The organism is Streptomyces sp. NPDC007346 (genome assembly GCF_040703535.1).
Lineage (GTDB): Bacteria > Actinomycetota > Actinomycetes > Streptomycetales > Streptomycetaceae > Streptomyces.
Map to the genome: position 1 here is coordinate 1 of NZ_JBEYKR010000199.1, position 10,432 is coordinate 10,432.

The window sequence follows — 10,432 nt, forward strand, 5'->3', positions numbered from 1 at the left end:
CCGGCACCCCCGTACTCCCGGGGTGCCGGCCCGCCCGTGTTCCCCGGCGACGCGGTCATGGCCTCCCGGCGGGCACCCCGGCTCCCGCGGTCACCGCTCCCCGGCCACGTCCAGGTCCCGCCGTACGACCGGTGCGCCGCCCAGAGCCGCGTCCGCCGGCGCCCTACGCCACCGCGCGGCCGCCATCGGTGCGGAGACGGCACGCCACCAGGGCTCCACGGGGAGCGCTTCGGCGGGTTCGAAGGGTTCACCCGGCCGGGGGAACGCGGCCGGCTGCTCGGCCTCCTCGGCGGCGTCCTTCGTCCACTCCACGGGCTCGGCCCAGGCGTGCGGGGCCAGGTTGAAGGTGCCCCAGTGGATCGGCAGCATCACCCCGTGCGGGCGTCCGCCCTGGAGGTCCAGATGGGCGCGCATCCCCTCGGCGGGGGTCATGTGGATGTCCGGCCAGTACTCCGAATAGGCACCGATCTGGATCATCGTGGCGTCGAAGGGGCCGTGCTCGGCGCCGATGTCCCGGAATCCGGGGAAGTACCCGGTGTCCCCGCTGTGGTAGATCCGGTGCTCCGGGCCACGGACGGCCCAGGAGGCCCACAGCGTGTGCTGGTTGTTGCGCAGACCACGGCCGCAGAAGTGGCGCGCGGGGGTGGCGGTGAGGCTGATCCCGTCGACCTCCGCCGTCTCGTTCCAGTCGAGCTCGCGCAGCCGGCCCGGCGCCACTCCCCAGCGCTCCAGATGGGCGCCGACCCCCAGCGGCACGGCGAAGACGGTGTCCGTGCCGGCCAGCGCGCGGATCGTCGGCAGATCGAGGTGGTCGTAATGGTCGTGGGAGATCACCACCACGTCGACGGGGCCGAGCGTGGCCAGCGGCACCGGGACCGGGTGCAGGCGCTTGGGCCCGGCGAAGGGGAAGGGGGAACACCGCTCACCCCAGACCGGGTCGAACAGCACCCGGCGGCCGTCGATCTCGGCGAGAACGCTGGAGTGACCCATCCAGGTCAGCCGGAGCCCCGTGGCGGGCGGTGCGGCCAGATCGGCGAGGGTCGTGGCATGGACCGGAACGGCGCCCGCCGGCGCCCTGCGGATCCGCTGCTCCTTCTGGAAGTAGACCTTGGCGAACTCCAGCGTGGACCCGGACGGCCTGGTCCGGGCACCCATCGGGTTCTGGAACACCCCGTCGGCGAAGTTCGGCGAGCTGAGGATGCGCTGCATCCGCGCTCCCGCGGGATCGGCCCCGAAGGGCTCGGAGCGCATCGAACGCAGTTTCGTACGGAAGGGGACAAAGTAGTCGGCGCCGGTCACAACATCTCCTGGGGGAGTCGGTGTCGTCCCATTATCGTCGGACTGTCCGACAGGGCGAGAAGAGAACGGTGAACGGAGCAGCCGCTCCGGCGGGCGCAATCCCGCATGCGGCGGGCGGGACCCCGTCGGAGCCCGCCGTACCTCGGTCGGTGGCCGTTCAGCCGCGCGGCTGCCCGTAGACGTGCTCGATGTGCAGCGTGAGCAGCACCCGGCGGTCCTCCACCATGGCCCGCCGGTAGTCCTCCCAGTCCGGGTGTTCCCCCTTCACGTCGCGGTACAGGGTGATCAGGGCCTCCACCGTGGCGTCGTCCCGTTCGGCGGCGGGCGGGGTCAGCTCGGCGGTGCCGTCCACGACGGTCCAGGCCCAGCGGTCGTCACTGGTGACGTGGTAGCTCACGCGGGGGTCGCGCCGCAGGTTGCGGGTCTTGGCCCGGCCCTCGGTGATCGACACCCGGATCACCTGCTCGTCGGGGTAGTACGCGTGGTTGACGTTGGACAGCTGGGGCCGCCCGTCCCGCTTGAGAGTGACGAGCACTCCCCCGTCGTGCTCGCCGATGAGGCCGAGCAGCGCTTCTCGTGCCGGTTCGAATGACGTCATGAACGGTCCAACGTGCTTCTCCCTTCGAGGATTCCGGCCCGCCCGCTCTCGCGGGGGGTGTCACGTCCGGGGGTCGCCGTCGCGTCATGCAAGGTGACGGCATGATCTTCGGTGACCGGCGGTGACCGGCGCATTGACTAGGGTGGTCGCGTGGCAAGAGTGCGGTTGAACGGGGCGGAGCGGCGCGGGGAGCTGCTCCGGGCGACGGTCGAACAGATCGAGATCCGCGGGGCCTCCTCCGTGCGGATCGCCGATGTGGCCTCAGCGCTGGGGGTGAGCAACGCGCTGGTGCTCTACCACTTCTCGACCAAGGAGAAGCTGGTCGCCGCCGCCTTCGCGTACGCGGCCGAGGCCGACCTCGCCCATCTGCGCAAGCTGCTGGCCCGGCGCACCACCGCCGTACGGCGTCTGCGGGCCGTCGTGCGGTGGTACGCGCCGACCGGGCAGGCCAAGGGGTGGCGGCTGTGGATCGAGGGCTGGGCGGCCTCCCTGCGGGAGCCTGCTCTGCGCGAGGTCGCGGGCGATCTCGACCAGCGGTGGAAGGCGGAGCTGGCCGAGGTCATCCAGGAGGGCGCCGCCGCCGGTGAGTTCCGGTGCGAGGACCCGCAGTCGGCGGCCTGGCGGCTGACCGCCCTGCTGGACGGTCTGGCCGTGCAGATGACGTCGTACGAGGGTCCGCTCTCGCGGGCCACCATGCTGCGCTGGACCGACGACGCGCTCGCCCGCGAGCTGGGCATCGACCGCACCGCGCTGACCGGCTGACGCGCGTCAGGTCTGGCGCACCGGGGCGTAGGCGGCGCCCTCCAGCCCGAACGTCCAGGCCACCCCGTCCTTGGCGCTCCGCGTCGCGGGCGGTACGCGGAGCCAGTACGTGCGGTGCGTGCCGTCCGGCTCCGGCGTGGAGTTGACCACCTCGACCATCACCACGTCCTCGTCCCCGTCGAGGGCGATCCGCCAGAGGATGCCCGTCTCGTCGCGGTGGAGGGGCTCGGCCCCCGACTCCGTGAGATAGCGGTCGTAGCCGTAGAACTCCAGCATCACGCGGCGGAGTTCGGCGTTCTCCTCCTCCCGTATGCGCTTCGGGGTCAGGGACGCCAGCTCCGCGAGGAACGCGGCGGGCACCGGCATGCCGCGCCACGCGTACAGGGCGAACCCGTCCCGGTAGGCGAGGGCCGGCCCACCCCCGTGGTCGAGCCGGCCCGCCTCGTCGCGGTGCAGGACCTCGGGCCGCTCGCTGATGACCACGGCCCTCTCGTACGGCCACCACCAGCCGGCGTTCCGGGCGACCTCGGCCAGGCCGGTGAGCCGGTCACCGCGCCCGTCGAAGGCGGCGAGCCAGGCGGCGTCGTGCTGCCCGAGCACCGCGTCGAGCAGCACCAGCCGCACCGCGCCCTCGTCCTGCGGCCGCGGCGCCAGATCGGCGGCGACACCGGACCGGATCCGCTCGGCGAGCGCGGCCGTGGTCTCCCACAGCTGGGCCCCGGTGGCGGACCAGAGGGCGGACCAGCCGGCCGGGCCCAGCTCGTCGTACATCCGGCGGCGCTCCTGGGCCCACGGCCGGGTGCGGACCTCCTCGCGCACCGACCGTCCGGCGTCGGCCAGCTTCTCGACGGCTTCGACGGCCGCCCGGGGCGATGCGGCCCAGACGATCCGCTCGGGCTCGGCGAGTCCCGCCGTGCGGTAGGCGCGCCGCACGCCCTCCTCGGCGGCCGCCCGGTCCGCCGCGCCGGTCGCCGCCGCCACGTCCCGCCAGGAATTCACGTGCTGCATCGGTTGTCCCGTCCCCAGTTGTGTTCGGTCGTCGTGCTCGGTCCGTTGCCTGTGTGCGTACGGGTGGTCAGTCGGCGACGATGCGGACCGCGCCGGGCGCGTACTCCCGCTGGCGCACCACCCGGAACCAGCCCTGCGGCAGCGGGATCGTGGCGTGCTCCTCGTGCACCACCCGTCCGCCTTCCGGGAGATGGAGCAGCATCGGGCCGAACGGGCCCGCCTCCCGGATCAGCCGGCCGGGCCCCTGCACGGCGTGGGCGTGCCCGGTCACCTCCCCCAGCGCGAGCACCAGCCGCCCCCGCCCGTCGCGCAGTTCGCCCTGGGCCTTCAGGAAGGGAGCGGGCACCGCCGACTCCTCCAACGCCATGATCAGTACATCGCCCTGCCGGTACACAGACCTCTCCCCTCGGTCGCGGCACCCGCTGTGCCGGCCACGGGAAAAACGCTACGGGCAGGGTCTGACAACCGGCCCTGCCGACGGGCCCGGAGCGAGGCCGGCGGGGCCCGGGGCCGTCCCGGTCGCGGCGTTGTCAGTGCGGCTTGATAAACCTTGCGGACATCAGCCGTCCCCAGGACCAGGAGCTCAGTGCGATGTACGGTGCGCGGCATCTACCGGCGTTCGGCGGCCTTCCGGCCGTCGACTTCCAGCACAAGGACAACCCTGCCGACCGGCCCGCCGCCGGTGACGCGGCCTGGCGCGTCTCCGTCGATCCGTACGGGGACGACGACCAGGACCGGCCCTGGGAGGACGAGTTCGCCGACTTCCTGGGCTCGGTCGACCCGGCCGGGGTCAAGGCCCTGATCATCGGCCAGTGGGGCGAGCCGTACGAGGAGAACTCCTCCGTCCCGATCGACCTGGTGATCGCCGCCGCCGACCGGCTGACCTCGCTGGAGGCGGTGTTCGTCGGCGATCTGGAGGCGGAGCAGGCCGAGATCACCTGGATCGAGCATTCGGACGTCACGGCTCTGCTGAGCGCCTTTCCCGCGCTGACCGAATTCGGGGTGCGCGGCGGTTCCGGCCTGGTCTTCCCGCCGACGCGGCACGACCGGCTGCGGTCGCTGACCGTCCAGGCGGGCGGTCTGCCCGTCCAGGTCGTCCGCGGGGTGCTGGACAGCGAGCTGCCCGCGCTCGAGCGGCTGGACCTCTGGCTCGGCGTGTCCGCGTACGACGGCGACACCGAGGTGGCCGATCTCGCGCCGCTGCTCTCGGGGACCCGGTTCCCCGGCCTGCACCACCTGGGGCTGCGCAACAGCGAGCTCCAGAACGAGATCGCGGCGGCCCTCGCGTCGGCGCCGGTCGTCGCCCGGCTCAGGACGCTCGACCTGTCGAACGGGACGCTGGGGGACGAGGGCGCGGCCGCCCTCCTGGAAGGGCAGCCGCTCACCCATCTCGACGAGCTCGACCTCCACCACCACTTCCTCACCGAGGCGATGGAGCAGCGGGTCCGCTCGGCCCTGGAGCCGCACGGGGTGCGCGTCGACCTGTCCGAGCGGAACGAGCCGTGGCGCGGCCGCGGTCTCGAGAGCCGCTACACCGCCGTGTCGGAGTGAGCGACCATGACCTACATCGGTATCCGGCACCCTGAGCACTTCCACGGGCTGCCGGTCCATACGCCTGCGGCGTCCGTGCCCCTGCCCGCCGCCGACGCGGTGGCCTGGCGGCTGGAGTGCGACTACGAGGAGCAGGCGGACTTCGCCTTCTTTTGGCAGCGGTTCCTGGACACCGTGGACACGACGCGGGTCCGGGCGCTCGTCATCGGCCCCTGGTGGCATGAGGAGTACACGCCGTTCGCCCCGGTGGTCGAGCTGATCGTCGCCCACGCGGACCGCTTCCCGGCCCTGCGGGGGCTCTTCCTCGCCGATGTGGTGGGTGAGGAGTGCGAGGTGTCGTGGCTGCGCATGTGCGACATCACGCCGGTGCTCGAAGCGCTGCCGCTGCTGGAGGAGTTCACGGTGCGGGGCTGCGGCCAGGAGGGGCTGGCGCTGCGGCCCGTCCGCCATGCGGCGCTGAAGTCGCTGCGCTTCGAGTCCGGCGGCCTGCCCGGCGATCTGGTGCGGGCGGTCGCCGCGAGCGAACTGCCCGCGCTGGAGCGGCTGGACCTGTGGTTCGGCAGCTCGTGGTACGGCGCCGACGCGACGGTCGACGACATCGGGCCGGTCCTGTCGGGTTCCACGTTCCCCCGGCTGCGCCACCTGGGCCTGCAGAACAGCGAGCTCCAGGACGAGATGGCCGCGGCCGTGGCGTCCGCGCCCGTCGTCGCCCAGCTGGAGACCCTCGCGCTGTCCATGGGCACCCTCAGCGACACGGGCGGGGAGGCCCTGCTGAACGGGCAGCCCCTGAACCACCTGGCCACGCTCGACCTGCGCCACCACTACCTCACCGGCCCGGTGCTGGACCGCATCCGGGCCGCCTGTGCCCCGGCCGTGGTCGAAGGCGGCGAGGCCGAGGAGGACTACGCGGACGAGGACGAGGAACCGGAGCGCTATGTCGCCGTCAGCGAGTAGCCCCGGGAGCCTTGCGGCCCCGCGCTTCGCGGTCGTGGGCAATCCGGGCAACCGCCGGGTCGCCTTCTTCCAGGAGGCCGTGCGGGCCGCCGGGCTGGAGCCGGCCCGGGTGGTGTCCTGGCTCCAGGTGCTGGGCGGTCAGGCAGCGTTCGAGCCGGGCGAGACCGTACGGATCGACTCGCCCGGCGAGGACGCGGAGGTGGAGCGGCTGCTGCGCGGGGTCGACGATCCGACCCGGGTGGAGGGTTCGGCCCGGTGGTACACCGCGTTCCTCGCGGCGGTGGGCGAGGTGGCGCGGGCCGCTTCGGCCGCCGGTGCCGGGACGCTCACCTCCCCGGGTGACCTCGCCGCGCTCTTCGACAAGCGGCTCTGCCACGCCCTCCTGGAGGCGGCGGGGGTCGCCGTGCCCGCCTCGCCCACGTCCGGGCCGCAGGGGGCGGCGGTGCGGGGCTGGTCCGACGTACGGGCGCTGATGCGGGAGCACCGGATGCCCAGGGCGTTCGTGAAGCTCGCCCATGGCTCCTCCGCCTCCGGAGTGCTGGCGGTGGAGACCGCGGGCCCCGGCCGGGTCAGGGCGAGCACCTCGGTGGAACGGGACCCGGAGGGGCGGCTGTTCAACTCGCTGCGGGTCCGCCGGTACACCACCGAGCGGGAGGTGGGCGCGCTCGTGGACGCGCTCGCCCCGGACGGGCTGCACATCGAGCGCTGGCTGCCGAAGGCCTCCCAGCGGGGGCGGGCCGCCGATCTGCGGATCGTGGTCGTCGGCGGCCGGGCGACCCACGCCGTCGTCCGGACGAGCCTCTCCCCCATGACCAACCTGCACCTCGGGGGCGCCCGCGGCGATCTCGACGAGGTCCGGGCCGCGGTGTCGGCGGTGGGCGGCTGCTGGCGCGAGGCGCTGGCCCTGTGCGAGCGGGCCGCCGCCTGCTTCCCCGGGACGCTGTGCGTGGGCGTCGACCTGCTTCCCACGGCCGGCTGGCGGCGCTTCGCCGTCGGCGAGGTCAACGCCTTCGGTGATCTGCTGCCCGGACTGACCGGTCTGCCCGGCAGCGGCGCCGAAGGACTGGACACCTATGCGGCGCAGGTCGCCGCCGTACCGGACCGAACGAGGAACGACCATGCCGTCACATCTCCCTGACCCCCCGCGACCCGATATGGCCGAGGTCGTGGGCAGCCACGACCTGCTGCTGGTCACCCTGGACACCCTGCGCCACGACGTCGCCGCCGAGCTGGCCGCCGCCGGGCGCATCCCGAATCTGGCCCGGCATCTGCCCGGGGGCGTCTGGGAGGAGCGGCACGCACCCGGCAGCTTCACCTACGCCTCGCACCACGCGATGTTCGCCGGGTTCCTGCCGACGCCCGCCACCCCCGGACCGCACCCGAGGTTGTTCGCGGCGCGCTTCGCCGGCAGCGAGACGACGGCAAAGGGCACGTTCGTCTTCGACACCCCGGATCTGGTGTCGGGTCTGGCCGCCGAGGGCTACCGCACGGTGTGCGTCGGCGGGGTCGGCTTCTTCAACCGGCGGGGGCCTCTGGGTTCGGTGCTGCCCGGGATGTTCCAGGAGAGCCACTGGGAGCCGGAGTTCGGTGTCGCGTCGCCGACCTCGTTCGAGGAGCAGGTGGTCCGGGCCGAGGAGGTCGTGGCCAGGCTCCCACGGGAGCGGCGGCTCTTCCTCTTCGTCAATGTGTCCGCGCTGCACCAGCCGAACTGGTTCCACACGCCGGGCGCGACCCGTGAGGCGGGCGACTCCCGGGCCACCCACGCGGCCGCCCTGGAGTACGTCGACCGGCACATCGGCCGCCTCTTCGCCGCGGCGAGCAGCCGCCGCCGGTGTTTCGCCATCGTCTGCTCCGACCACGGCACGGCGTACGGCGACGACGGCTACACCGGCCACCGGCTCGGCCACGAAGCCGTCTGGACCGTGCCGTACGCCCACTTCTTCCTCGAACCGGGGGCCTCCCGATGACGACCGCCACCACCAGCTCCCCGCCGCCCGCCGTCAGGCCGTACGAGAGCTACGTCTACGCCTATCCGCACAAGACGGCCTACCGCCCGCTGCCGGACCGGCCCGCACTGCGCGAGCTGTGGGCGGCCGAACCCAAGAGCGCCCTCTCCCTGTACCTCCACATACCGTTCTGCGAGGTCCGCTGCGGCTTCTGCAACCTGTTCACCCGGATCGGCGCGCCCGAGGAGCTGACGACCCGCTATCTCGACGCCCTGGACCGGCAGGCCGTGGCGGTACGGGACGCGCTCGGCGACGACGGGCCGGTGCGGTTCGCCGCGGCGGCGTTCGGCGGCGGCACGCCGACCTTCCTGACCGCGGGTGAGCTGGAGCGGCTCTGCGACATGGCGGAGAAGCGGATGGGCGCCGACCTGCTCGCGGTGCCGCTGTCGGTGGAGACGTCCCCCTCGACCGCGACCGCCGACCGGCTGGCCGTGCTGGCGGACCGGGGCACGACGCGCATCAGCATCGGCGTGCAGAGCTTCGTGGACCAGGAGGCGCGGGCCGCCGTCCGGCCGCAGCGCCGGGCCGAGGTGGAGGCGGCTCTCGCCCGGATCCGGGACGCCCGGACACCGGTGCTGAACATCGACCTGATCTACGGCATCGACGGCCAGACCGAGCGCACCTGGCTCACCTCGCTGAATGCCGCGCTGGCCTGGCGCCCCGAGGAGCTGTATCTCTACCCGCTCTACGTCCGCCCGCTGACGGGCCTGCACCGCCTGGGCGCCGGGAGCGGCCCGGAGGCGAAGGCGCTGGAGCAGGCCGCCTGGGACGAGCAGCGGCTGCGGCTGTACGCGGTGGGCCGTGACCACCTGCTGGCGCACGGCTACGAGCAGGTGTCGATGCGGATGTTCCGGCGTGCGGACGCGCCCCGGGAAGGCCCCGAGGACTACGCCTGCCAGACCGACGGCATGATCGGGCTGGGCTGCGGGGCCCGTTCCTACACGGCGGCCCTGCACTACTCCTTCGACTACGCCGTGGACATGCGGGAGATCCGCTCCATCATCGACCGCTTCACCGCCACCGAGGACTTCTCCCGGGCCGAGGTCGGCCGGTACGTCGACGCGGCCGAGGCGCGCAGGCGCCACCTGCTCCAGTCGCTGCTCCAGGCGGCGGGGCTGCCCGTGGACGACTACCGCGCCCGCTTCGGCACGGACCCCCGCGAGGACTTCCCCGCCGAGCTGGAGCGGTTCGCGGACCGGGGCTGGCTGGATCAGGGGGCGCCGGAGGGCCTGCTGCGGCTCTCCCCGCTGGGGCTGGCGTACTCGGACGCGCTGGGCCCGGCGCTGTTCTCCCCCGGGGTGCGGGCCGCGATGGCCGCGTACGAGCGGAAGTGAGCGGGCCGTGGACCTGACGATCCTGTACCGGGGCCCGCTGGCCTCGTGCGACTACGACTGTCCGTACTGCCCGTTCGCCAAACGGCGCGACAGCCGGGCCCAGCTGACGGCGGACCGTCAGGCGCTGGAGCGGTTCACGGCGTGGGCGGCCGCGCAGACCGGCGACCGGCTCTCCGTGCTGTTCACCCCGTGGGGCGAGGGCCTGGTGCGCTCCTGGTACCGGCGGGCGCTGACGGAGCTGTCCCGTCTCCCGCACATCGGCCGGGTCGCCATCCAGACGAACCTCAGCGGCCGCACCACGTGGCTGGCGGAGGCCGATCCGGAGCGGATCGCGCTGTGGTGCACGTACCACCCGGGGCAGACACCGTACGAGCGGTTCCTCGGCAGGTGCCGGGAGCTGTCGGCGCGCGGGATCCGCTACAGCGTGGGTGTGGTGGGCTTCGACGCCCACCTGGACGAGGCGCGGCGGCTGCGGGCGGCGCTGCCCGAGGAGGTCTACCTCTGGGTGAACGCCGCCGAGGGGCATACGTACACCGACGAGGAGGCTCAGCGGTGGACGGAGCTGGACCCGCTCTTCCCCTACAGCAGGCATCCGCACCGCTCGGCGGGGCTGCCCTGCCGGACGGGCGAGTCGGTGGTCTCGGTGGACGGCGACGGCACGGTGCGGCGCTGCCACTTCGTCAAGGCGGAGCTGGGGAACCTCTACGACGGGAGCTACCGCCGGGCGCTGGGCCCCCGGGCCTGTCCGCTCTCGGTGTGCGACTGCCATATCGGCTATGTGCACCTGGAGACGCTGCCGCTGTACGACGTGTTCGCGGGCGGTGTCCTGGAGCGGATACCCGCCGGGACCGGCGCGGGCGCGCCGCCGGCCGGGCTCGTGGCACCGAGCCCGCCCCGGCGGGCGCTTCCTCTGCTGGAGC

The 10,432-nt window shown here is 73.4% G+C and carries 11 protein-coding genes; 7 read left to right on the forward strand and 4 right to left on the reverse strand.

Annotated elements, in window-relative coordinates:
- Positions 1 to 90: 90 nt before the first annotated feature.
- Both AB0917_RS31555 and AB0917_RS31560 read right to left on the reverse strand, forming a co-directional pair.
- The gene (locus AB0917_RS31555; protein WP_366823125.1) at positions 91 to 1,299 is read right to left on the reverse strand and encodes an MBL fold metallo-hydrolase; all 1,209 of its coding nucleotides are present in this window, start codon (positions 1,297 to 1,299) and stop codon (positions 91 to 93) included.
- 157 nt (positions 1,300 to 1,456) lie between these two features.
- Positions 1,457 to 1,897 carry a PPOX class F420-dependent oxidoreductase gene (locus AB0917_RS31560; RefSeq protein WP_366823126.1) on the reverse strand — a complete coding sequence of 147 codons (441 nt, stop codon included), beginning with the start codon at positions 1,895 to 1,897 and terminating at the stop codon, positions 1,457 to 1,459.
- A 150-nt stretch (positions 1,898 to 2,047) separates the two neighbouring features.
- On the opposite strand from AB0917_RS31560, the gene AB0917_RS31565 reads away from it, so the two are divergent.
- Entirely contained in the window at positions 2,048 to 2,659 is a 612-nt protein-coding gene (locus tag AB0917_RS31565; protein ID WP_366823127.1) for a TetR/AcrR family transcriptional regulator, read from the forward strand.
- Between the two features lie 6 nt (positions 2,660 to 2,665).
- Here AB0917_RS31565 and AB0917_RS31570 read toward each other — a convergent pair whose 3' ends face one another.
- The gene (locus AB0917_RS31570; RefSeq protein ID WP_366823128.1) at positions 2,666 to 3,667 is read right to left on the reverse strand and encodes a DUF6745 domain-containing protein; all 1,002 of its coding nucleotides are present in this window, start codon (positions 3,665 to 3,667) and stop codon (positions 2,666 to 2,668) included.
- 67 nt (positions 3,668 to 3,734) lie between these two features.
- Entirely contained in the window at positions 3,735 to 4,061 is a 327-nt protein-coding gene (locus tag AB0917_RS31575) for a hypothetical protein (protein ID WP_366823129.1), read from the reverse strand.
- A 197-nt stretch (positions 4,062 to 4,258) separates the two neighbouring features.
- Between AB0917_RS31575 and AB0917_RS31580 the strand changes: the two genes are divergently transcribed.
- From AB0917_RS31580 to AB0917_RS31605, 6 genes are all read left to right on the forward strand, one after another.
- Complete coding sequence (locus AB0917_RS31580; RefSeq protein ID WP_366823130.1) at positions 4,259 to 5,218, forward strand: STM4015 family protein; 960 nt, start codon at positions 4,259 to 4,261, stop codon at positions 5,216 to 5,218.
- Positions 5,219 to 5,224: 6 nt separating this feature from the next.
- Positions 5,225 to 6,172: an STM4015 family protein gene (locus AB0917_RS31585; RefSeq protein WP_366823131.1), complete on the forward strand. Its 948-nt coding sequence runs from the start codon at positions 5,225 to 5,227 to the stop codon at positions 6,170 to 6,172.
- The gene (locus tag AB0917_RS31590; RefSeq protein WP_366823132.1) at positions 6,153 to 7,310 is read left to right on the forward strand and encodes an STM4014 family protein; all 1,158 of its coding nucleotides are present in this window, start codon (positions 6,153 to 6,155) and stop codon (positions 7,308 to 7,310) included. Before AB0917_RS31585 ends, AB0917_RS31590 begins: the two co-directional genes overlap by 20 nt.
- 16 nt (positions 7,311 to 7,326) lie before the next feature.
- Positions 7,327 to 8,139 carry an STM4013/SEN3800 family hydrolase gene (locus AB0917_RS31595; protein WP_366823133.1) on the forward strand — a complete coding sequence of 271 codons (813 nt, stop codon included), beginning with the start codon at positions 7,327 to 7,329 and terminating at the stop codon, positions 8,137 to 8,139.
- Positions 8,136 to 9,512, forward strand: a complete 1,377-nt coding sequence (locus AB0917_RS31600) for an STM4012 family radical SAM protein (protein WP_366823134.1) — start codon at positions 8,136 to 8,138, stop codon at positions 9,510 to 9,512. The genes AB0917_RS31595 and AB0917_RS31600 overlap by 4 nt, the downstream gene beginning before the upstream one ends.
- Before the next feature lie 7 nt (positions 9,513 to 9,519).
- A partial coding sequence (locus AB0917_RS31605; RefSeq protein WP_366823135.1) for an STM4011 family radical SAM protein occupies positions 9,520 to 10,432 on the forward strand: 913 nt, incomplete at its 3' end.

Coding starts and splice junctions, on each gene's coding strand:
- AB0917_RS31560 (WP_366823126.1), bottom strand. CDS start 1,897: ATGACGTCATTCGAACCGGCACGAGAAGCGCTGCTCGGCCTCATCGGC.
- AB0917_RS31570 (WP_366823128.1), bottom strand. CDS start 3,667: ATGCAGCACGTGAATTCCTGGCGGGACGTGGCGGCGGCGACCGGCGCG.
- AB0917_RS31580 (WP_366823130.1), top strand. CDS start 4,259: ATGTACGGTGCGCGGCATCTACCGGCGTTCGGCGGCCTTCCGGCCGTC.
- AB0917_RS31585 (WP_366823131.1), top strand. CDS start 5,225: ATGACCTACATCGGTATCCGGCACCCTGAGCACTTCCACGGGCTGCCG.
- AB0917_RS31590 (WP_366823132.1), top strand. CDS start 6,153: ATGTCGCCGTCAGCGAGTAGCCCCGGGAGCCTTGCGGCCCCGCGCTTC.
- AB0917_RS31595 (WP_366823133.1), top strand. CDS start 7,327: ATGGCCGAGGTCGTGGGCAGCCACGACCTGCTGCTGGTCACCCTGGAC.
- AB0917_RS31600 (WP_366823134.1), top strand. CDS start 8,136: ATGACGACCGCCACCACCAGCTCCCCGCCGCCCGCCGTCAGGCCGTAC.